This window comes from Ruegeria sp. CDSB013, from assembly GCF_059611165.1.
Genome location: NZ_JBXWPA010000001.1, coordinates 154,936 through 174,588 on the forward strand (window position 1 = coordinate 154,936; position 19,653 = coordinate 174,588).

Annotated in this window: 25 protein-coding genes and 1 tRNA gene; 10 read left to right on the forward strand and 16 right to left on the reverse strand. The window is 57.6% G+C overall.

The features are described 5' to 3' along the window. Nucleotides 1-84 precede the first annotated feature (84 nt). Together nrdR and ribD are read left to right on the forward strand one after the other, a co-directional pair. Nucleotides 85-555 (forward strand): transcriptional regulator NrdR, encoded by a 471-nt coding sequence (gene nrdR / locus AC2FJF_RS00795; protein WP_037307671.1) that lies wholly within the window; start codon nucleotides 85-87, stop codon nucleotides 553-555. Beyond that, a complete protein-coding gene (gene ribD, locus AC2FJF_RS00800; protein ID WP_496722091.1) occupies nucleotides 552-1,652 on the forward strand; it encodes a bifunctional diaminohydroxyphosphoribosylaminopyrimidine deaminase/5-amino-6-(5-phosphoribosylamino)uracil reductase RibD in 1,101 nt (366 codons plus the stop codon). Before nrdR ends, ribD begins: the two co-directional genes overlap by 4 nt. Here the strand turns inward: ribD and AC2FJF_RS00805 are convergent. The 3 genes from AC2FJF_RS00805 to AC2FJF_RS00815 all read right to left on the reverse strand — a co-directional run bounded on the left by AC2FJF_RS00805 (nucleotide 1,649) and on the right by AC2FJF_RS00815 (nucleotide 6,158). After that, nucleotides 1,649-3,646 (reverse strand): capsule polysaccharide biogenesis protein, encoded by a 1,998-nt coding sequence (locus AC2FJF_RS00805; protein WP_496722093.1) that lies wholly within the window; start codon nucleotides 3,644-3,646, stop codon nucleotides 1,649-1,651. The genes ribD and AC2FJF_RS00805 overlap by 4 nt on opposite strands. Beyond that, the gene (locus tag AC2FJF_RS00810) at nucleotides 3,646-4,779 is read right to left on the reverse strand and encodes a polysaccharide biosynthesis/export family protein (protein ID WP_496722096.1); all 1,134 of its coding nucleotides are present in this window, start codon (nucleotides 4,777-4,779) and stop codon (nucleotides 3,646-3,648) included. The genes AC2FJF_RS00805 and AC2FJF_RS00810 overlap by 1 nt, the downstream gene beginning before the upstream one ends. Before the next feature lie 80 nt (nucleotides 4,780-4,859). Then, nucleotides 4,860-6,158, reverse strand: a complete 1,299-nt coding sequence (locus tag AC2FJF_RS00815) for a capsule polysaccharide biogenesis protein (protein WP_496722098.1) — start codon at nucleotides 6,156-6,158, stop codon at nucleotides 4,860-4,862. A gap of 141 nt (nucleotides 6,159-6,299) precedes the next feature. Here AC2FJF_RS00815 and AC2FJF_RS00820 point away from each other — a divergent pair, with 141 nt between their 5' ends. From AC2FJF_RS00820 to nusB, 4 genes are all read left to right on the forward strand, one after another. Continuing rightward, complete coding sequence (locus tag AC2FJF_RS00820; protein WP_496722100.1) at nucleotides 6,300-6,887, forward strand: riboflavin synthase; 588 nt, start codon at nucleotides 6,300-6,302, stop codon at nucleotides 6,885-6,887. Nucleotides 6,888-6,999: 112 nt separating this feature from the next. Beyond that, nucleotides 7,000-8,121 carry a 3,4-dihydroxy-2-butanone-4-phosphate synthase gene (gene ribB, locus AC2FJF_RS00825; RefSeq protein ID WP_496722102.1) on the forward strand — a complete coding sequence of 374 codons (1,122 nt, stop codon included), beginning with the start codon at nucleotides 7,000-7,002 and terminating at the stop codon, nucleotides 8,119-8,121. 2 nt (nucleotides 8,122-8,123) lie between these two features. Continuing rightward, complete coding sequence (locus tag AC2FJF_RS00830) at nucleotides 8,124-8,675, forward strand: 6,7-dimethyl-8-ribityllumazine synthase (RefSeq protein ID WP_496722104.1); 552 nt, start codon at nucleotides 8,124-8,126, stop codon at nucleotides 8,673-8,675. After that, entirely contained in the window at nucleotides 8,672-9,154 is a 483-nt protein-coding gene (gene nusB / locus AC2FJF_RS00835; protein WP_058274810.1) for a transcription antitermination factor NusB, read from the forward strand. The genes AC2FJF_RS00830 and nusB overlap by 4 nt, the downstream gene beginning before the upstream one ends. 154 nt (nucleotides 9,155-9,308) lie before the next feature. Here nusB and AC2FJF_RS00840 read toward each other — a convergent pair whose 3' ends face one another. Further along, nucleotides 9,309-10,088 (reverse strand): helix-turn-helix transcriptional regulator, encoded by a 780-nt coding sequence (locus AC2FJF_RS00840; protein WP_496722106.1) that lies wholly within the window; start codon nucleotides 10,086-10,088, stop codon nucleotides 9,309-9,311. A 94-nt stretch (nucleotides 10,089-10,182) separates the two neighbouring features. Here AC2FJF_RS00840 and AC2FJF_RS00845 point away from each other — a divergent pair, with 94 nt between their 5' ends. Next, nucleotides 10,183-10,479: a hypothetical protein gene (locus AC2FJF_RS00845; RefSeq protein WP_496722108.1), complete on the forward strand. Its 297-nt coding sequence runs from the start codon at nucleotides 10,183-10,185 to the stop codon at nucleotides 10,477-10,479. Between the two features lie 255 nt (nucleotides 10,480-10,734). On the opposite strand, the gene AC2FJF_RS00850 is transcribed toward AC2FJF_RS00845, so the two are convergent. Continuing rightward, on the reverse strand, nucleotides 10,735-11,160 hold the full coding sequence (locus tag AC2FJF_RS00850; RefSeq protein ID WP_496722110.1) for an SRPBCC family protein: 426 nt from the start codon (nucleotides 11,158-11,160) through the stop codon (nucleotides 10,735-10,737). Further along, nucleotides 11,157-11,477 (reverse strand): ArsR/SmtB family transcription factor, encoded by a 321-nt coding sequence (locus AC2FJF_RS00855; RefSeq protein ID WP_108858970.1) that lies wholly within the window; start codon nucleotides 11,475-11,477, stop codon nucleotides 11,157-11,159. The genes AC2FJF_RS00850 and AC2FJF_RS00855 overlap by 4 nt, the downstream gene beginning before the upstream one ends. Before the next feature lie 116 nt (nucleotides 11,478-11,593). Here AC2FJF_RS00855 and AC2FJF_RS00860 point away from each other — a divergent pair, with 116 nt between their 5' ends. Next, nucleotides 11,594-12,025, forward strand: a complete 432-nt coding sequence (locus AC2FJF_RS00860) for an MmcB family DNA repair protein (protein WP_496722113.1) — start codon at nucleotides 11,594-11,596, stop codon at nucleotides 12,023-12,025. A 4-nt stretch (nucleotides 12,026-12,029) separates the two neighbouring features. Here the strand turns inward: AC2FJF_RS00860 and AC2FJF_RS00865 are convergent, their stop codons facing one another. Further along, nucleotides 12,030-12,218: a DUF6324 family protein gene (locus AC2FJF_RS00865; protein ID WP_058274816.1), complete on the reverse strand. Its 189-nt coding sequence runs from the start codon at nucleotides 12,216-12,218 to the stop codon at nucleotides 12,030-12,032. A 77-nt stretch (nucleotides 12,219-12,295) separates the two neighbouring features. Here AC2FJF_RS00865 and AC2FJF_RS00870 point away from each other — a divergent pair, with 77 nt between their 5' ends. Continuing rightward, the gene (locus AC2FJF_RS00870; RefSeq protein ID WP_496722115.1) at nucleotides 12,296-12,778 is read left to right on the forward strand and encodes a GNAT family N-acetyltransferase; all 483 of its coding nucleotides are present in this window, start codon (nucleotides 12,296-12,298) and stop codon (nucleotides 12,776-12,778) included. Nucleotides 12,779-12,825: 47 nt separating this feature from the next. Next, nucleotides 12,826-12,902 (forward strand) — tRNA-His (locus AC2FJF_RS00875). A 104-nt stretch (nucleotides 12,903-13,006) separates the two neighbouring features. On the opposite strand, the gene AC2FJF_RS00880 is transcribed toward AC2FJF_RS00875, so the two are convergent. From AC2FJF_RS00880 to AC2FJF_RS00920, 9 genes are all read right to left on the reverse strand, one after another. Then, complete coding sequence (locus AC2FJF_RS00880) at nucleotides 13,007-13,813, reverse strand: ABC transporter permease (RefSeq protein ID WP_496722117.1); 807 nt, start codon at nucleotides 13,811-13,813, stop codon at nucleotides 13,007-13,009. Beyond that, complete coding sequence (locus AC2FJF_RS00885; protein WP_496722957.1) at nucleotides 13,810-14,697, reverse strand: ABC transporter permease; 888 nt, start codon at nucleotides 14,695-14,697, stop codon at nucleotides 13,810-13,812. The genes AC2FJF_RS00880 and AC2FJF_RS00885 overlap by 4 nt, the downstream gene beginning before the upstream one ends. A 71-nt stretch (nucleotides 14,698-14,768) precedes the next feature. Then, nucleotides 14,769-15,482 carry a transporter substrate-binding domain-containing protein gene (locus AC2FJF_RS00890; RefSeq protein ID WP_496722119.1) on the reverse strand — a complete coding sequence of 238 codons (714 nt, stop codon included), beginning with the start codon at nucleotides 15,480-15,482 and terminating at the stop codon, nucleotides 14,769-14,771. A 31-nt stretch (nucleotides 15,483-15,513) separates the two neighbouring features. Then, nucleotides 15,514-16,290: an ABC transporter ATP-binding protein gene (locus AC2FJF_RS00895; protein ID WP_058274821.1), complete on the reverse strand. Its 777-nt coding sequence runs from the start codon at nucleotides 16,288-16,290 to the stop codon at nucleotides 15,514-15,516. A gap of 125 nt (nucleotides 16,291-16,415) precedes the next feature. Further along, nucleotides 16,416-17,168, reverse strand: coding sequence for a phosphate/phosphite/phosphonate ABC transporter substrate-binding protein (locus AC2FJF_RS00900; RefSeq protein ID WP_496722121.1), 753 nt, complete (start codon nucleotides 17,166-17,168; stop codon nucleotides 16,416-16,418). Then, nucleotides 17,165-17,602 (reverse strand): tellurite resistance TerB family protein, encoded by a 438-nt coding sequence (locus AC2FJF_RS00905; RefSeq protein WP_496722123.1) that lies wholly within the window; start codon nucleotides 17,600-17,602, stop codon nucleotides 17,165-17,167. The genes AC2FJF_RS00900 and AC2FJF_RS00905 overlap by 4 nt, the downstream gene beginning before the upstream one ends. Before the next feature lie 20 nt (nucleotides 17,603-17,622). Beyond that, entirely contained in the window at nucleotides 17,623-18,072 is a 450-nt protein-coding gene (locus AC2FJF_RS00910; protein WP_058276107.1) for a tellurite resistance TerB family protein, read from the reverse strand. Nucleotides 18,073-18,182: 110 nt separating this feature from the next. Continuing rightward, entirely contained in the window at nucleotides 18,183-18,959 is a 777-nt protein-coding gene (locus AC2FJF_RS00915) for an isocitrate lyase/PEP mutase family protein (protein ID WP_496722125.1), read from the reverse strand. A 160-nt stretch (nucleotides 18,960-19,119) separates the two neighbouring features. Beyond that, entirely contained in the window at nucleotides 19,120-19,602 is a 483-nt protein-coding gene (locus AC2FJF_RS00920) for a bacterioferritin (protein ID WP_496722126.1), read from the reverse strand. Nucleotides 19,603-19,653: the final 51 nt, after the last annotated feature.

Consider the following 19,653-nt stretch of genomic DNA (forward strand, 5'->3'; position numbering starts at 1 on the left):
ATCCTAGCGGCTACCCTATAGTTGTGGATAAGTAGGTCGTAGTGCTTACAAAAAGAGGCGGAACCAGGGACGAGGAGACGGTGGATGCGCTGCCCGTTTTGCGGAAATATCGATACTCAAGTCAAAGATTCACGCCCGGCAGAGGATCACGTCGCGATCCGCAGACGCCGGTTCTGCCCTGCTTGCGGCGGACGTTTTACGACTTACGAACGTGTCCAGTTGCGCGACCTGGTGGTGATCAAAACCAACGGCAAACGCGAAGACTTCGATCGGGACAAGTTGGAGCGTTCGATCCGCATTTCGATGCAGAAACGCCCGATTGATCCGGAACGTATTGACCAGATGATTTCTGGAATTGTGCGTCGTCTGGAAAGCATGGGTGAGACCGACATCCCGTCCAGCAAAATTGGCGAGATCGTCATGGAAGCTCTGGCGCGGATCGACACCGTCGCCTATGTTCGCTTTGCGAGCGTATACAAGAATTTCCAGGCGGCCGATGACTTCGAGGAGTTTGTCCACGAACTGCGCCCGCCGCAGCCTTCGACGGACGAGTGAGCGAAACAGATAAGCGATATATGGCGCTTGCCCTGTCTTTGGGGCGGCGCGGTCAAGGAACGTGCTGGCCAAACCCAGCCGTCGGTTGCGTGATCGTACGTGATGAGCGCATTATGGGGCGCGGCTGGACCCAGCCGGGTGGCCGCCCACACGCCGAACCCCAAGCGCTGGCTCAAGCCGGAGACGCGGCGCGGGGTGCAACGGCCTATGTCACGCTTGAACCCTGCGCCCACCACGGCAAAACACCCCCATGCGCCGAGGCCCTGATCGCTGCCGGTGTGGCCCGTGTTGTCGCGGCCATCGAAGACAGCGATCCGCGTGTTGCGGGGCAGGGCTTTGCCATGCTGCGCGAGGCGGGGATCGAAGTTGTCACCGGTGTTCTGGCCGACCAAGCAGCCCAGGATCTTGCGGGGTTCTTCCTGAAAACCGAACAGGGGCGCCCTTTCGTCACCCTGAAACTGGCCAGCAGTTTTGACGGGCGCATTGCCACCGCGACGGGGCATAGCCAATGGATCACCGGCCCAAAGGCGCGGCGTGCGGTGCATGCCATGCGTGCGCGTCATGATGCGGTGATGGTCGGGGCGGGAACCGCGCGCGCCGATGACCCATCCCTGACCGTTCGGGATATTGGGGTCGACGCTCAGCCTGTGCGAATTGTGGTCTCGCGCCATTTGGACATTCCCTTATTGGGGCAGCTGGCGCGCACGGCTGCTGAGATACCCGTTTGGCTATGTCATGGCCCATCCCCGGATGCCGAGCGTGCCCGCGCGTGGGAAGGGCTGGGCGCGCGCTTGCTGCCCTGCGCGCTGGACGACCACCAGATCGATGCAGCGGACTTGTTGCAGCAGTTGGGTAAAGCAGGTCTGACCCGCGTGTTCTGCGAGGGCGGAGCGGCTTTGGCCGCGTCGTTACTTGCCGCGGATATGGTCGATGAATTGGTCGGGTTCACCGCCGGGCTTGCGATCGGTGTCGAAGGGTTGTCAGCCATCGGCACGCTGGGGCTGGACAAGTTGGACAATGCCTCGCGTTTTGAGTTGATCGAGACCCAGGTCATCGGGCCGGACATCATGCACCGTTGGGCGCGGGCGCTGCGTTAACGACGCCAGATATGTGCATGGGTCGCGAATGCGCCTTGTAGTTTTGATAGAACTCGAAGCAGTGGACCGCCTGCGGGTGCAGCACCTTGTGACAGCCGTTCAACCGCAACTTCTACGGGACAGGGCTCACCTGTCACAGGGTCCAAGTACCGGGGATAGTCGATCAGCGCCGCGTGGACCAAACCTAAAACCGGTGGTCGAGCGCCCCTGCGGACTGGGACGGTTCCCAAATCGTTTGTCAGCCCCCAACCCGCATAGAAAGGCGCGCCCAGGGTGGTAACACCGACACCGCGCATCAAAGCCTCAAACCCCAGCAATGAGGTCATGGTCCAGACTTCTTGGACCTGCGGCAGCAGAGCTGCCGGGTCGCAATGGGTGGCGATGACATCGGCGAGGTCTGCGGCCTCGATTGCCCCATCGCGCAGGCCCGCTTCGACATCGGGGTGCGGTTTGTAGACCAGAATGGCGTTTGGGTTAGCCTCGCGAACGACGCGCAACAGATCGGTATTTGTGCGAACAGTGCTGGTGCCCAACTGGATCGAAGCATCGTCTTCGACCTGACCGGGCACCAGTATGCGATGCCCAACTGGCAAATCCGGTGCGCCGACCCCCGTGTTGTACTTGGTGATTTGGGCGGACACGATTTGAGCGATCAACCTTTCGACACGCAATTCCTGATCTGGCCGCAGAGTTTCCCGGGCGGCAATAAACCCTTCCAGTTGGCTGGGATGCGTCGGGTCGTAGTAAATCCCCTGATTGTCCGTTGCCAATGACAGGGGCGGAACAAGATCTGCGCCCAGCCCGCGCGAGCGCAGAAATCCATCTTCTACCCTGACGGCACTTTCCGTGCCCTTGGCTTTACTTGCCCAGACCATATGAGGACGATCTGACTGCGCTGGTTGATCGTCAGTGAAGCGGACCGTTTTCTCGCGCCCAAACATCCGTTGCAGGTGTTTGCGTTTCCACAGGCGCATACCCGAGGCGGTCCATCCCTTGTGATCCTGCCGCCAGGCGCGGGTTCTCGCCTCAAGCGTGTCCAGAACGGTTTCCAACTCGCACAGCTGGTCCCGGTATGGATCGTACCAGGTTGGATAGAGGATCATCGCTGCAGCAAACAATTGCGCGCGCGTCAGGTTGCGTTGGCGGCGTGGCAGGTGTGCTTCATCCTGCGTCAGCCCCCAGCCTGCATAGAAGGGCTGGCCGAAAACACGCGGTTTATGCCCGGCCAAAATTGCCTCGAACCCCATCTGTGAGGATAGGGTGTAAACGCCAACCGCACCTTCCAACAAAGACCACGGGCTGACCGGTGTGCTGATGACCGAGACGCGATCGGATTGGTCAGCGGTGGAGAAATAACCTGAACGATGCCCGGCGATGGTGTCGGGATGTGTCTTGATCAGAACTTTGGCGCCGGGATTCTCTTCCTGCGCCATGACCAGCATTTCGCGAAACCGGGCCTCATCCCCGGCGCTGGCCGTCACAGCCGCGTCGTCGCGGACCTGATCAACCACCAGTACGTAGCCGGGGTCAGGGGGCGGAGCGGTCAGATCAAAGGCCGAGTACTTGCTGAGATGCAGGTCGCGCATCCGTTCAATCCCGCCCCGTGCGCGGTTCAGCAGGGCGGTGTCGTCCAAAGGATCGGTGGCCAACAGCGTTTCCAGATCGGACGTCTGAGCCGCATCGAAATGTAAGCCGGATCGATCAAGCAACAGGCCAAGAGGCGGCTCTCCGCTGCGACCTGGATGCAAAGACCGAAGAAAGGCATCTTCAACGCGCAGCACCGGGGCATTGTGCCGATCCGCGACAGCAAGGCCGCGATGGGCCGTCGGGCTATTGCCCCAAACCCCGACGGCATCACCGCCTTTTGGCAGGCCAATCCGGATGTCGTAACCGGACAGGGACAATATTCGGCGAATTCGGCGGGATGTCAGGAAACCACCATTGTAGACAAGCAGCCGGGTACGTTCAGACCCGGCTGTTGTTTCAGGCGACATCAGTTGCCTGTCAGCGTGGCGACATTGGCCAGGGGTGTAAGGCCACCGGAGATCAGGGAAATAGACTTGGTCCACTGCGCATATGGTGCTTCGGTCACGTAAATAGTGTCATCATCGCGAATGACGAAATCCCGTGCAATGAACAGACCGTTTGGTGCCGTCAGGTTCAGCAGGTAAATCATACGCTGATCGCCCTGCAGGTCCGGACGGCCCATCACCGAGCGTGCGATATCCTGACGTTCCTTTCGCAACACGAATATGCCGGTAGGGTCCGAGGATAGGGGCAGCAATCCGCCAACCTGCGCCAATGCTTCAAGCGCCGAAAGGTCCTGGGTGTCAAACGCAACCCGGGATTGGCCACCAGTTGCGCCAAGCGCAATGTACGACCGGCTGTCGGCTTCAACCAGAATGCGATCGCCGCCGCGCAGAGCGACATCCAGCTTTGGGTTGCTGAACAGGTCGTCGTACCACACCGTCCCTTTTTGGTTGCCCCTGAGTAGCGTCACAACCGCTATGTCGGAACCAACGGATACGCCACCTGCACGTGACAGCATGCCTGAGAGGGTACGAGTAGGAAGTTCAATTGGATAGATCCCCGCCGACCCAATGCTTCCTGTTAGTGAAACGGTCGCACCATCTCCCGCAGCCCGGCGGACTTCGACTTGGGGGTCAGGAGTCTGGTCCTGCAATTTTCCAGTAATTATTTGACGGAGTTGCTCGGGCGTGTTTCCAGCGGCGCGCACACGTCCTGCATAGGGCACAAAGATGAAGCCATCGGCGTCTACCTGAACTTCATTGAGTGATGTGGCAGAACCGACGTCACCTGACAGCAGGCCATCATCGACGTTTTCCCAGATCGTCAATCCCAACACGTCTCCAGGGCGAACGGTATCCGCCGTCAGGCTTTGCGCGCTGGTGAAGGAAGACGAGAAACCGAATTGGGGGATTTTGGATGTCGCTCGTGCGACCCTGTCATCCACCTCGACGACAAAGGCATTGCCACCATTTTCAACTGAACCCGCCAAAATCTCGGACTTGTTGGGGCCAGATTTAGGGAGCTGGCACGCGGCCAGCACGCCACATACAGCCACAAGGGCGGCCCCTCGCACCCAGCGAATTGGAAAGCACTGCACTGCCGATTATCCTCAGTCGTCTTTTGTTTGCGTCAAGTTAGCTTGTTCGGGGTCCAACATCCAGCACCAACCAACCCGGCTTAATCGACGAGTTTCAACTGTGGCGTCGACGCCTCGTTGTCGGACAGAACGGACTGATAGGGGTCATGCGCCTGCAGCAGCATGTCGGCGGCGCGGCGCAGCAGTTGCCGTCGCCCACGCAGCGAATAAAAGCCGCCGGGTAACTGACTGGTTTTCAATAGAAATTTCCGGTAAGCTTGGTAGGATTCGTGGTCTGGTACGTCCGGGTCGGCAAAGAACTGGGCAATGGGTTGTTGCGAGACAAACTCGGGTTTGTCGTAGACGGACTTTCCAAAACTGCGCAACGGGATTCCGCGCCACAGAACTTGTTGACCGGCTGTGGAATTGATCGTCACGGCTGTGTTCGCGTCATCCAGCAATCCGGCCAGTTTGCCGCCGGGAACGTAGTGCACGCGATCCGCCACTTGGTGCGCGCGGGCTATTTCGCGCGCCCTGCGGCGCAGCGGCTCGCGGTGGTTTTCGAGCGGATGTTCCTTCAGAACCAGAAGGTGATGGGCCGGAGCGCCTTTGGCGAAACCTGATATGACATGCTCCAGAAAATCCGACATGCAGGTATAGTCTGAATGGGCCTGCACCGAACTGTCATGACCCAGTTGCAACAGGGCCAAGTGATAGGGTGCACCGTTTTGCCGAACGCGCATGGTGGCCCAGCGACGCCTAATCCTGTGGAAAGGCATCAGTGCAAGTCGTTTGAAGTACAGGCGAAACTCTTTTGAAACGGGCAATTCCCGGTGCGTCTTGAAGTTGGAGTACCTCCGGTTCAGGAACAGGACAAACCAGTGATAAAGCGCGCCGTAGAATATGTGTTGCCGCATATCGCCCCAATGGGATGGTGGTGGTGGAACCGGCGCCTCGGACTGGTCAAGCGCATCCTGCATCTGCGCGACGTCCAAAGACATCAGTCGTGAGTGTCCATTTGATCCGTTCCGTTCGTAAGTGACCCACCACGGGCGCAGATACCCCTCTTCGAAAACATGGACAGTCACTCCCATTTCGCGCGCAATATCCACAGCATTGGCATGAACCGGACGGGTGTCGCCGTATAGGACGATATCTGTGACCGACTGTGACCGGATCAGTTCCCTAAGGGTTTCGGGCCATTGCTCGGAATTGTCCAAAAACGGGATGTAGGTGCTGCGGTCAAACCAGAACGCCTGATCGCCCGCATTAAACCCCACGCGCAAAACATCAGCCCCGGCGGCGCGCAAAGCGCGTGCCAGTGCGCTAAAGAAAGGGCCATGCGGTCCCTGCAAAAACAGGAATACACGGCGATGCGAGCGCGAGGCGAGTGGATGCATCCTGGTCTGCTCTTTATCGTTTGGTACCAAAATTATGCCTGTATACATCAATCCGGGCAAGGCAGGGCTTGCCCGCAGCGTTTCTTGGGCTTACCTCGGCGGTTACACATACGCACAGGTTATAAGCTAAGGGTGAAAGCAATGTTCACAGGGATCGTCACCGATATCGGAATTGTTACCGAGTTGGACCAGCAAGGGGATCTGCGCGCCCGGATCAAAACCGGCTATGACACTGCGGGTATCGATATTGGCGCATCCATCGCCAGTGACGGCGTCTGTCTGACCGTGATCGCCCTTGGGGATGATTGGTACGACGTGCAGATCAGCGCCGAGACGGTGTCGAAAACCAATCTCAACACATGGCAAGTTGGCAAACGCGTGAACCTTGAACGCGCCCTCAAGGTTGGGGACGAACTGGGGGGGCACATCGTTTCCGGCCATATCGACGGCGTGGCCGAAGTTGTTGCCCTGCAGAACGAAGGCGACAGCACCCGTGTAACGTTGCGTGCGCCCAAGGAATTGGCCCGCTTTATAGCGCCAAAGGGATCGGTTGCGCTGAATGGCACATCGTTGACGGTCAATGATGTGGACGGCTGCGATTTCGGGATCAATTTCATCCCCCACACCAAAGAAGTGACGACCTGGGGCGATGTCTCGGTCGGAGATCAGGTAAACCTTGAGATCGACACCCTGGCCCGCTACGTCGCCCGCTTGGCTGAGATGTCCTGAACCACAGGTTGAGACGTCGCGTTTCGGCGGAGTGTAGCAGCAAGCGCTCTGGTATTTGAGTGCTTGGTGGTCTATCCAGCCGTCCAGACACGCTCTTGTGAAAGGCTGCCCCATGAGCTTTGAAACCCCCGGTCCCGTCGAGGCCCTGCTGCGCGACGCGATCAGTCCGATCGAAGATATCATCGAAGAGGCGCGCAAGGGCCGGATGTATATTCTGGTCGATCATGAAGATCGCGAGAACGAGGGTGATCTGGTCATTGCGGCCGAGTTTGCGGATGCCGAGGCGATCAACTTTATGGCCACCCATGGGCGCGGGCTGATCTGCCTGCCGATGACGGCGGAGCGCGTCGAAGCCCTTGGCCTGCCGATGATGGCCGTGAACAACTCATCCCGTCACGAAACCGCATTCACCGTGTCCATCGAGGCGCGCGAAGGCGTGTCAACCGGCATCTCGGCAGCAGATCGCGCTCTGACCGTTGAAACGGCGATCAACGAGCAAAATACGATGGCGCACATCGCGACACCAGGCCATATCTTTCCGCTGCGCGCCAAGAGGGGCGGGGTGCTGGTGCGCGCCGGTCATACAGAGGCGGCGGTCGATATCTCTCGGCTGGCCGGGTTGAACCCATCGGGGGTGATCTGCGAGATCATGAAGCCCGACGGCACCATGGCGCGCCTACCTGATCTGGTCGCGTTCGCCAAAGAACATGACATGAAGATCGGCACGATCAGCGACCTGATCACATATCGCTCGCGCAACGACAATCTGGTTGTCGAAACCTCGCGCAGGACGGTGGCGTCTGAATATGGCGGCGAATGGGAAATGCGCCTGTTCACGGATCAGACACATGGCATCGAACACGTCGTCATGATCAAGGGTGACATCACCACGCCCGAGCCGGTTTTGACCCGAACCCATGCACTGCATGAAGCGCCTGATGTTCTGGGCCTGGGGCCGAAATCGCCACAGGAACTGCCGCGTGCTATGGAAAAGATCGCCGCCGAAGGACGTGGCGTAGTTTGCCTGTTTCGTGAACCGCGCAATGCGCTTTACGCAACCGATGACGAAGGCCCGCGCACCATCAAACAAACAGGTCTTGGGGCGCAGATCTTGTCCAAACTGGGCATCCAGGAACTGGTGCTGCTGACCGATACACCGGAAACGAAATATCTGGGTCTCGACGCGTTTGGAATCTCCATCGTCGGAACCCGTTCCATTCTCAAGGATGATTGATCGTGGCTGAACAAGACAAACACGGCGTACTGCCAACGCCGACATTCGACAAGCCTGTGAAACTTTTGATCGTGGTGGCCCCGTTCTATCGCGCCATTGCCGACAATCTGGTTTCTGGTGCAAAGGCCGAGATCGAAGCCGCTGGCGGCACCTGCGAAGTTGTTGAGGTTCCGGGCGCGCTGGAAATCCCGACCGCCATCGCCATGGCGGATCGCCAGTGCAACTATGATGGCTACGTGGCGCTAGGCTGTGTCATCCGGGGTGAAACCACGCATTATGAAACGGTGTGCAACGATTCCAGCCGAGCGATCCAGTTGATGGGCCTGCAAGGCGTGTGCATCGGCAACGGCATCCTGACGGTCGAGAATGACGATCAGGCCGAAGTACGCGCAAATCCCGAAAAGATGAATAAAGGCGGTGGTGCGGCCGCTGCGGCCTTGCATCTGATCGCACTCAGCCGTAAGTGGGGCTCTTCCAAAAAGGGCGTCGGGTTCAAGCCGCCGTCCGAGTCCATCCTTGTGGCGGGCGACAACAACGGACCCACAACAGCATGACCCAGACAGACGCGCCGAAACCGGCCAACCAGAAACGCCTGATGAAATCCGCCGCCCGGCTTTATGCCGTGCAGGCGCTGTTCCAGATGGAGCAATCGGGCCAAACGACGGAAGCAGTCGTGAACGAGTTTTTGGATCATCGGTTTGGCGCTGTCTATGAGGGTGAGGAAATGCTGGACGGCGATATCCGCGTGTTCCGCAAGTTGGTTGAAGACGCGGTGAATTATCAGGCGCCGATTGACCAGATGACCGACCGCGCTTTGGTCGCCAAATGGCCGATCGCGCGCATCGACCCGACCCTGCGCGCCACCTTCCGTGCAGCCGGGGCCGAACTGACCCAAGGCGATACGCCACCAAAGGTCGTCATCACCGAGTTCGTTGATGTGGCGCGCGCGTTCTTCCCGGAAGGTAAAGAACCGAAATTCGTCAACGCAGTTTTGGATCACATGGCCCGCGAAGCACAGCCAGAGGCGTTTTGAGTTAAGCCTTAGTCCAGTTGAATAAGGCGCAGCCACACAAAGCGCTGCGCCTGAAATCTAAAAATACACTTGTTCAAACAAGTCTTCGGCCTCCACCACTCACAGTTTTTTCCAAAGACACCAACATTTTACCGGAACGTAGCCGGCGTGCCACCTATCGATTCCGATAGCCCGGCGGATTGATCAGGCCAAGTTGCATCGCACGGACCAGTGCGGATTCTCGGGTCGGGGCTCTCAATTTTTCGCGCGCATTCTTCAAATGGGTTCGTACCGTAACTTCCGAGAGGTTCAAAAGTTCGGCGATTCTATCGTTTCGGTGCCCAAGAGCCAAAAGGTTCAGGACCTGCAGCTCTCGTGGCGTCAGGTCCGGAGCGGTTGGAGCAATGCTTGTGATGTCGTACACACGACCGTGATTGCTGGGGATATCCGATCCCAGATTGGTGGCCAGCACGGTTGCCAGGACACGCATTTCGCGCTGCCGTTCAGTCATCTGAACCTGGGCGTCCGGTCGGTCCGATGACAGAACCACCAGCTTGGCCTCGTTGTCGGGGCAGGGAACCACCAGAGAGTAAAGGTGAATATATCCGGCCTTTTCCAGATCGTGGTTCAGACCCAGCGCCTTGGAGGAATGGCCGTCCGCAGACCGGAGGCTTGCGGCCTGCACGTAGAGGCTTTCCTTGCCATTTTGAACCTGCGCCAGCATCGGATCTGCTTCGGCGTAACCTTGGCTGTCATAGCGGTTCAGCCAACCTTTGGACATTGAACTTCGAACCCAATGAATGGCGCCAGTCTCGGGTGTGAAGCAAAGCATGTTCAGGGCGTTAAACCCGATCTCATTCAGACGGTCTAACGTGAACTCCCAACGTTCCTGATCATCATGGCGCAATGACAGCTCTTCGAGAAGATCAAGCGTGAACAGGCTGAGGGCATTCATAGAGACTCCGAATATAGTGTCGCACCCGTTGAGGCCGCGGTTTACTCAGCACGACCATGCGCTATCATCACGGTATCAGACAAGGAGCTTTGTCGTGCCCAAACTGATCCGCCTTTACATCACGCAAGTTGCATGGGGATTTGTCATCTCGGCCCTGTTTGTCGGGGTGCTGCTGGCCCTGAACGTGGCCAACTTGCGCGGCCTGATTTTCGGATCCGAGATCGGGTTGATCGCTCTGGCAATGATCTGGTTCATGAACGGCATCGTGTTCGCCGGTGTTCAGTTCGCCTACGCGATCATGAGCTTGGCGGAAAAGCCAACAGGCCCCAGGCGCGGTACACCCGTTGCGGCCAAGTTCGAACCCGCCCGCGTTGCGGTGGACAAGGGCTGAGCCAACCTATTTCGGAAAATGAAGACTCTCCCAGACCGGGCGAGAGATAAGTTTATGTGGCGGGACCGCCAGTCAACCGTGCGGTGTGATTCCCGAGGACCTGTATGTACAGGTGGGCGCCAGGTAATCAGGCCAGGACCTGAACAGAGCCAGCCCCCTCGGAATTGCTTAAGGCCACCAGAATGCTACCAATCACAAGAAGGGCAGAACCCGCCACGGGCCTAAGTAGGGGTTGCGGCGGGTTTGCACAAGGGGTCAGGCGTCAACAGTTTCGTGCAGCGCATTGCGCATCTTGCCCAAATGTTCGTCCCAACCGTCATCGAGTGCAAGGATCAGGCCAAATGCCTCTGCGCCTTGCGGCAGCCTTTCGTGAACCAAGCCCAGCCGGGTACCGCCCGGTACAGGGTCCAGCGTCCATTTTACGACACTAACAGCGTCTCCCATGGGTTTGATGGTGAATGTATATTCCAGATATTCGGGCGGACGGGCAGCGCGTACCTCACCCCAGATCAGAAGATCGCCACTGGTAGTCCCGAACATCTCAAGTTTCTGACCGGTGGCCAACGGACGCTCTGGTTTGTGAAACCACTCTGCCAAGCGGGCGGGTTCGGTCAAATAGGCCCATACGGTTTCCGGCGTGGCCCTCAGGAAAATCTGTTTTTGCAGAACTGCATTCGTCATTTTTTATTCCTTTCAATAGCTTCCTTCAGATTATTCAGGCGATCATCCCAGAACTGGTCAAAATAGCTGAACCAGTCGAGGATGGGGGCCATTCCATTCGGCTCCAGCCGGTTAATGCGCTCACGTCCACGTGCCTCGACGGTGATGAGGCCGCCATCGGAAAGAACGGTCAGGTGCTTTTTGACCGCTGCACGGGTCATATCGAACTGATCGGTCAGCTGCGCGATCGTCATGTCGCCAGAGGCAAGGATCTGGACGATCTCCCGTCGGGTCGGGTCCGCAAGGGCGCGGAACGCGTTTTGAATTTGCGTCTGCATTCGTCACCTCAATAGTGATACCATTTGGTATTGTAGTTTATGGGATACCAAATGGTATCACGTCAAGAGTCTTTCAGGCGCTTGATTTTTGTTCACGAATTGTTCACATTTCGGGAATGACACTGGATTTACAGCCCGGACAAAAACTGGCCCGTGGGGTTTCGCGCCATTTATTGGCGCATGGCTTTGTATCTGTTGAGGAATTTGTCCCCACCCGCGGTCTGCGAGTCGACGTCATGGGATTGGGTCCCAAGGGGGAACTGTGGGTGATCGAGTGCAAATCCAGCCGCGCAGATTATCTGACGGATTCTAAATGGCAGGGGTATCTGGATTGGTGTGATCGCTTTTTCTGGGCGGTGGACACCGATTTCCCGACAGACTTGTTGCCAGTAGAGACCGGTCTGATCATCGCAGATGCCTATGACGCCGAAATCATCCGAATGGCACCGGAAGATAAGCTGGCGCCAGCGCGGCGCAAGAAGATGATTCAGAAGTTTGCAACAGACACAGCCCGCAGATTGCAGGCATTGCGTGATCCAAGAATTTGAACTGTCAGTCTTTTACGATCCGGGCAGCTTGCACAGCGGCGAGGATTTCGTCAGCGATTTCTTCCGCTTCTTCAGGTTCGAAGTCCATTGGAATTTCGACGCCGTCGGCCTCGATGAACAGGCGCACCATGCCATGGTCGGTCGGGCCGATCTGAAGGTTCGCCTGAATGTCACGTTCGGTGTTAATGCCCATTTGCGCCTCCGGGACTGAGCGTTCCTGCTAGCGCGCAAAGGGTTGAGAATCAAGCCGCCTTTGAGGTCAGGTAAGGTATGAATGATATTCTGATCAGACCATTCCGGCCAGATGATGCGCCCTGGTTGGTAGAACAGCACGGCTGCCTCTATCAGCGGAACGAGGGGTTTGATGACACATTCGCGCCACTGGTTGAAAGGATTCTGGCGGATTTCATGGCATCACACGATCCAACACGTGAGAAGGGCTGGATCGCGGTGCGGGATGGCGTGCGCCTTGGCAGTATCTTTTGTGTCGCGCTGAACGACCACACCGCAAAATTGAGGTTGTTTCTGTTGATGCCAGAGGCCCGTGGACAGGGCTTGGGTAAACGCATGCTCAACACATGCATGGGGTTCGCCCGCGATTCCGGTTATCGTGATATGGCCTTATGGACCCATGAAAGCCATCGGGCAGCTTGTGCACTTTACAGGGCTTCCGGATGGCAATTAACCGGCAGCAAAAAGGTTCATTCCTTTGGCTGTGATCTTGTCGAACAAAGCTGGGAAATTCGTCTTTAATTCTCTTGCATTCCCTGCGCGTGTTCGGTACATCGCCCCTCACGAGTGCCGCCTTAGCTCAGTTGGTTAGAGCGCTGGATTGTGGATCCAGAGGTCGCCGGTTCGAATCCAGCAGGCGGTACCATTTTCCCTTATTCATAACGCTTTCTCAGTACTTTCCTGAGATTCTCGGCAAGAAAAAACCGGGCCAAAAACAAGCCCGGCTGTCGAATTGTGTGGTTGCCTGACTTAGCGCGCCAGGTTCAGACGGAACCTCATCTTGGCCTTTCTGGCCGCTGGCAAGTGGCGGTTCAGCCGTTTGTTGATCTGCCCGAACACCCCGACAACTACTAGTGTCAGCAGGATGAAGTAAAAGGCCAGAATCGGGTAGGGAATGAACGGATTGAACGTCTTGTCGGCGAAATAGCTGGCGTAGTACAGCGCGTCGCCACGTTGCTGCCAGGCGGGGAAGGCCGAGAAGAAGACCAGCGTGGTGGCGTGAAACAGGAAGATTGCTTCGTTCGTATAGGCAGGCCAGGCCAGACGCAGCATGGTGGGCCAGATGATCCGACGGAACCGCGACCAGCCCGACATGCCATAGGCATCAGCGGCCTCGATATCACCCTTGGGGATCGAGCGCAGCGCGCCATAGAAGATCTCACCGGTATAGGCGGCGGTGTTCAGGAACAGAACGATCAACGCCCCCAGCCATGCCGATGTCAGGGCGTCGAACATGGGATAGGACTTCTTCAGCGACAGGAAGAAGAAATAGGCAAAGAAGAACTGGATGAATAGCGGTGAGCCGCGGAAGATAAAGATAAACCACTCGGACGGTTTGCGCAGCCACTTGTTGGTGGATGCTTTGCCCATTGCCACGGCGGTTGCCAGAAAGAACCCGGTGACCAGTGCCATGATGCCGAAATAGATATTCCAGATCATACCTGAACCGATCAGGGTGAATTGCTCGCACAGGGTAAAGTCGTTGCGCGGCAGTAGCCGCTCACCAAGGCCCAGGGAACGCAGGCCGTAATCTTGGATGGTCTGGATGCAGCTCATGCGGTGGTCTCCTTGCGCAGAAGCTCTCCGCCCGACGTGGCCTGACCGTGGGACAGGCGGCGCATCAGCTTTTCAAGCCCGATTTCCGAGACGCGGGTCATGCCGAGGTAGAAGATCAGCAGAGCCAGGAAGTACCACATGCGCCAATCGCCATGGGGGTATTGTGTGAATTTTGTGGTTTTCGTGCCGCCCAATTCGCGGGCCCAATAGACGATGTCTTCGATACCAAGCAGGAACAGCAATGGAGTGGCTTTGATCAGCACCATCCACAGGTTCGACAGGCCGGGCAGGGCATAGACCCACATTTGCGGCACCAGAATACGCCAGAATGTCTGGCTGGGGGTCAGACCATATGCGGCGGCTGTTTCCAGCTGCGCATGGGGCACCGCCCGCATGCCGCCGAACAGCACATTGGCCGCGAAGGCACCAAAGACAATCGAGAATGTGATGACCGCAAGGAAGAAACCGTAGGTTTCATGCACAATCTCCGGCGCGGTGCTGAGCGGCAGTTTCGCCGCCTGACAGACGATGAAGTCATTGCCCTGCCGGATCGGGTCCGTCCAGTCAGGGCAAAGGATCTTATGGCGCGTCCATTCAAAAGCTTGATCCAGCGCGATCACAAAGAACATGAAGAAGGCGATGTCCGGCACACCCCGTACAATCGCGATATAGCCCTTGCCCAGCCAGCTGACGGGGGGGATATGCGAGCGGGCGGCCATGGCACCAACGAACCCGAAACTCAACGCTACGGGCGCTGTGACGGCCAGCAACAGCAGGACCTTCAGGAACGACAGGTAGAACGACCAGTGTACGCCGTTGGTCAGATAGCAGGAAAACCAGCGGAACGTGCCCAGCGTATCGGGATCAGTGCAAAACGAGAAAATGGCGGGCCTCTTGAGGTGCTAAGGCGCAGGGGCAGCCCGCCCCGGTATTGGGGCGCGCAACCTGATTCAGATCAGAAGGTCGAGGACACTTCCCATTTGGTGATCAGCTCGTTCAGGCTGCCGTCATCCTTCATGGACTGGATGGCAGTGTTGAGCTTTTCTTTCAGATCACCGTCCGACTCGCGCACACCGATGCCGACACCACCGCCCAGCGGGACATCTTCGGCGACAAAGCGCAGGTCCGCGTCTTCATCTGCAATCGGTGCAAGGAAAGACTTGTCGGCCAGAACGGCGTCAGCTTCACCATTGCGCACGGCTGCGATGGTTTCCTCGGGGCTGGCGAACTCAACCAGAGTTGCACCGGATTCGGCAATATAACCGGCCTGAATGGTACCGGTCTGCGCCGCAATCACGCCGTTCGCGACGTCAACGTCGTCAGAGGTCGCGACATAAGCCGACGGATCAGGTGGTGTGTAGTTCTGAGTGAAATCAATCACTTCGTCGCGCTCGTCAGTGATCGACATGCCCGCGATGATGACATCATAGTTGCCCGACACCAGGTTCGGAATGATCGAATCCCAGTCGTTCTTGACCCATTCGCATTCCAGATTTGCGCGCTTGCACAGCTCATCACCCAGCTCACGCTCAAAACCGTCGATCTCGCCGGCGTCATTGATGAAGTTCCACGGAGGGTAGGCGCCTTCGGTGCCCATGCGGACCGTATCGGCCATGGCCATACCGGCGCTCAGCGCCAGTGCTGCTGTGGTCAGAATCAGGTTTTTCATTGTTACTCCCCTTTTTGGTTCTGTCCTGAATTTATGCCGCCATGGTGGCGGAGAGAAAACCCTGAAGTCGCGTGGATTCAGGGGTCGTGAAGATGTCTTCCGGCAGGCCTTCTTCTTCGATGAGGCCTTGATGCAGGAACACCACATGGCTCGAGATATCGGCAGCCATTTTCATATCGTGTGTCACGATGATCATGGTGCGGCCTTCGGCGGCCAGATCCTTGATCACTTTGATCACTTCCTGTTCCAGTTCGGGGTCCAGCGCCGAAGTTGGTTCGTCGAACAGCAGGGCCTGAGGCTCCATGCACAGGCCGCGCGCAATCGCGGCGCGTTGCTGCTGACCGCCTGACAGTTGCGCAGGGTACGCGTCGCATTTGTCGCCGATGCCGACCTTTTCCAGATACCTACGGGCGCTGTCTTCAGCCTCGGCCTTGTCGCGACCCATGACGGTTACTGGGGCCTCCATCACGTTTTGCAGGATGGTCATATGAGCCCACAGATTGAACTGCTGAAACACCATCGACAGGTTTGTGCGAATGCGCAGGACCTGTTTGGGATCGGCCGGACGGCGGTTATGTGCGTTGCCAGTCCAGCGGACCGGTTCGCCCTTGAACAGAATTTCGCCCTCTTGGCTGTCTTCCAACAGGTTGCAGCAACGCAGAAGTGTCGATTTGCCAGAACCGGACGAACCGATGAGTGAGACGACATCACCGCGTCTGGCGGTGATATCCACCCCTTTCAATACCTCAAGATTGCCAAAGCTCTTGTGTAGGTTCTTGATCTCGATGACCGGAGTGGAATCTGTCACGGGTGGTCCAGCTGCTATTGGTGTTGGTGCGGTACTAGGGCTGAAATTTCAGATCAATGCAATGCGCAAATGACACGGAACGGGCCACAAACTGTCAAAATGACCAGACGTTCTGACCAAAGTGGTCACGGATCGATCAATTTGGCAGCCTCAGGGGACGGGTCGGGAACGGCAAGGTAATGCTCGGCTGAAATGTTGATCAGACCACGCAAGTGCAGCATCTTTTGGTCGGCGGGGGAAAGATCGTTGATGGCTGCACGAACCGCCTTTGCAATCTGGGGCGCATCCTGACCATTGGCCGTGATGTAGGGCAGGGCGGGCGAAGGTTCGGTTGCTGCGACCTCGCGAAGCTCAGTCCCCAAATTCGAGTGTTCCTTGAGTAATTCCCACGTAAGCGCATCCAGCGCGGCATAATCCGCGCGGCCTTCCGCAACAGCGGCTGCCGAAAGGGCATGACCGCCAGTTTCCAGCACGGAACTTGGAAGGCGGCTGTGACGTGACAGATGGACCATTGGCGCAGCCCAACCGGACTGAGAAAGCGATTCATTGTAAGCAAAGGTGCCGTCGGCAAGCTGGTCCAGATCGCGGGTATCGTCTCTTCGGGCCACGATAACAGACCGGTAGTACCCTGGCGGACAGCCTGCCAAACCGTAGTCCGGCGTGCCGACAAGCTGAGCCTTCCCATGCAATCGGGTGCGGTAAGGCATGCCGCAGGTTTGGGAGAAAACAAGGTCAGGGCTATGCCAGACATCCCAAACGTCAGCGCCACGTGTCAGATGCGCGGCGCCAAATCCAAGATGCGCCCGAATCAACGACCAGAAACGATCATTGGCTGGTTGCAGCGCGGGCATGTCATACATGCCCAGCATTGCAATCACGATTTGGCTGCCTTTTGCCGGGCCAGGGCAGAATCGACATCGCTGACACCCAGCAGGCTGACTACCAGACGCAGCAGCGAGTCTTCTTCGCCGGTCCGATGCCCATCGGCCAGTGCGACCGACCACATCGCCTGAACCACGGCCAATCGGTCATCGTAAGCGACAGCCTCTTTGATCGCGCGGGTAAAGCGGACAGTATCGGGGGCTTCGGCTTCTAGATCCTCGGCGCTAGCGCGAAGGGCTGCGGCCTCAAAAGGGGACAGGCCATAGCGTTCCGTCGAAATCCGGTCGATTCGGGCCATTTCCGTGTCGGCATAGTCGTTGTCGGATCTGGCGATGCGAACCAGAAGGGCCGTAAGGGCCAAACGGGCGTCGTTATCGGCAAGTGGGTCGGGCTGCGGCTGCGTGAGCCGGGACAGAAAATCGCTGAACATGAATTGGTTATAGAAGCGGACTACTTCTGTTCCAAGCGCGTTTGTACCCGTTCATGCGCTTCTTGGCTGTCTTTAAAGCTCAGGCCCATGGCGATGCGGGCTTCTTCGACGATCTTCATTTCGCCTTCGTCCGAATTGCCATCGGCCAGAACGACCTCCCACAAAGCGTCCAGCGCGGCCAGACGTTCCTGCAGGTCGGTTGTTTCGCGGATCAACTTGCCGAATGTATCGGTGTCTGGCGCGGCGGCGTGCAATTTTTCGCAGGTGGCGCGGACCTTGGCGGCCTCGATCGCGTTGTGCTGATAGAGCCGCGCAAGAATGCGGTCGATCAGGCTGATTTCTTCCAGTTTGTAATCCCGATCCGCCTGCGCCACGCGCACCATCAAAGCACCCAAAGCCAGTTCGGCGTCAGGATCGGGCAAATGGTCGTGCTGTGGCGGGCGAAACGCCTGAAGGAATTTTTTCAACATGCCGCGAGGTTATTCCATATTTTGTGGCCCGCCAAGCGCTGACTACCCGTCATAGCCCTGAATGGTCACAACTTTGCCGGTATCCGCTTGTATCGGTATCTACCCGCTGGCTAGGCGCCTGACTGCAGTGCCTGTTTCGCTTGTTCCTGCAGCCAGCCCAGCATCTTCCGATACGGCACAGGCCCATAACTGATCCGGGCGACGCCCAGCGACGCAAGCGTCGCGGTATCCGGCGTCCCGGGCAGGGCAATGATATTCACAGGTAGATCAGTCGATTCGCAAAGCCGGGCGATCATGTCCTCATCCTTGAGGCCGGGTGCAAAGAACCCGTTGGCACCCGCATCGGCATAGGCTTTGGCGCGGGCCATCGCATCGTCCAGCATCGCCTCGTCATGCGTTTCCGGCGCAGCCTTCAGGAAGATGTCCGTTCTGGCGTTGATAAAAGCAGGGACGCCAGCGACGTCACACCCTTCGCGCATCGCACCAACGCGGGCGGCTTGGGTTTCGATGTCGTATAGGTCCTTGGTGCCGACAATCTGGTCTTCGAAGTTGAAGCCAACGACACCTGTTTCAAGCGCGTTCTGGACATTGGCGATAACCCCCACCGCGTCCTCGGCATAGGCCCCTTCGAAATCTAATGAGACAGGAAGATCAACGGCACTGACGATTCGGCGGGCGTTGTCCAGGGCGACATCCAAGGGGATATTCTGGCCGTCGCCAAACCCCTGCGCCATTGCCACTGGCGCGCTGCCGGTCGCCAATGCCATGGCGCCTGCATCCCGCACGGCACCGGCGCTGCCAGCGTCCCAGATGTTAAAAAGGATGACCGGATCGCCCTTTTTGTGCAGGGCCGCAAAGGTTTCTGCGTTTTGGATTTGATCGGTCATTTGGGCCTCTCCTGTCATCATTTACTTAACAGTAACCACTTGGAACTGTGCCCGAGTAGTGTTTTTTGGCCGCACAGCGTCACTTTGCGGTGACGAACGAAAATGGGCCAACATTTGTTGGCCCGAATTCTTCGACATGGTGAGATCAGTTGCTGAGGAATCAGTCTTCGCCGGCTGTGCTCGACACGTATCGAGCGCTGAACGCCGGCTCACCCAATCGTTTGAGCAGCGACAACTCGGTCTCCAGCCACGCCTTGTGACCTTCTTCTTCCAACAGAATTCGCTCAAACAGGGTTCGGGTTCCCACGTCACCGGCCTCAGCCGCCTGTGCCGCAGCTTGGGTGTAGAAGTCGATGGCTTCCATTTCATCCTTCAGGTCCGCGGTAAACATCTCTTCCAGGTCGTCCGCCGCCTTTGGGTTTTTCTGAAGCTCAAGCTCTGGCTTTGCGCCAAGGAAAAGAATGCGTTCGATATAGGCATCAGAATGCCCCAACTCTTCCTGCATCTCGCCGCGCATCTTCTCGGCCAGGATGTCCAAACCCCAATCGTTCAGTACATGCGAATGCAACTGGTACTGATGCGCTGCGGTCATTTCCATGTGAAGCGCTTGTTGGAGGTTTGTGATCGTTGTCGCATTGCTCATCTGAAAACTCCTAAATCTTTGAACTGCATCCATGGTGCACGGCAGGTGGAC

Coding starts and splice junctions, on each gene's coding strand:
- nrdR (WP_037307671.1), top strand. CDS start 85: ATGCGCTGCCCGTTTTGCGGAAATATCGATACTCAAGTCAAAGATTCA.
- AC2FJF_RS00805 (WP_496722093.1), bottom strand. CDS start 3,646: ATGTCGCCTGAAACAACAGCCGGGTCTGAACGTACCCGGCTGCTTGTC.
- AC2FJF_RS00815 (WP_496722098.1), bottom strand. CDS start 6,158: ATGCATCCACTCGCCTCGCGCTCGCATCGCCGTGTATTCCTGTTTTTG.
- AC2FJF_RS00820 (WP_496722100.1), top strand. CDS start 6,300: ATGTTCACAGGGATCGTCACCGATATCGGAATTGTTACCGAGTTGGAC.
- ribB (WP_496722102.1), top strand. CDS start 7,000: ATGAGCTTTGAAACCCCCGGTCCCGTCGAGGCCCTGCTGCGCGACGCG.
- nusB (WP_058274810.1), top strand. CDS start 8,672: ATGACCCAGACAGACGCGCCGAAACCGGCCAACCAGAAACGCCTGATG.
- AC2FJF_RS00840 (WP_496722106.1), bottom strand. CDS start 10,088: ATGAATGCCCTCAGCCTGTTCACGCTTGATCTTCTCGAAGAGCTGTCA.
- AC2FJF_RS00850 (WP_496722110.1), bottom strand. CDS start 11,160: ATGACGAATGCAGTTCTGCAAAAACAGATTTTCCTGAGGGCCACGCCG.
- AC2FJF_RS00855 (WP_108858970.1), bottom strand. CDS start 11,477: ATGCAGACGCAAATTCAAAACGCGTTCCGCGCCCTTGCGGACCCGACC.
- AC2FJF_RS00860 (WP_496722113.1), top strand. CDS start 11,594: ATGACACTGGATTTACAGCCCGGACAAAAACTGGCCCGTGGGGTTTCG.
- AC2FJF_RS00865 (WP_058274816.1), bottom strand. CDS start 12,218: ATGGGCATTAACACCGAACGTGACATTCAGGCGAACCTTCAGATCGGC.
- AC2FJF_RS00870 (WP_496722115.1), top strand. CDS start 12,296: ATGAATGATATTCTGATCAGACCATTCCGGCCAGATGATGCGCCCTGG.
- AC2FJF_RS00880 (WP_496722117.1), bottom strand. CDS start 13,813: ATGAGCTGCATCCAGACCATCCAAGATTACGGCCTGCGTTCCCTGGGC.
- AC2FJF_RS00890 (WP_496722119.1), bottom strand. CDS start 15,482: ATGAAAAACCTGATTCTGACCACAGCAGCACTGGCGCTGAGCGCCGGT.
- AC2FJF_RS00905 (WP_496722123.1), bottom strand. CDS start 17,602: ATGTTCAGCGATTTTCTGTCCCGGCTCACGCAGCCGCAGCCCGACCCA.
- AC2FJF_RS00910 (WP_058276107.1), bottom strand. CDS start 18,072: ATGTTGAAAAAATTCCTTCAGGCGTTTCGCCCGCCACAGCACGACCAT.
- AC2FJF_RS00915 (WP_496722125.1), bottom strand. CDS start 18,959: ATGACCGATCAAATCCAAAACGCAGAAACCTTTGCGGCCCTGCACAAA.
- AC2FJF_RS00920 (WP_496722126.1), bottom strand. CDS start 19,602: ATGAGCAATGCGACAACGATCACAAACCTCCAACAAGCGCTTCACATG.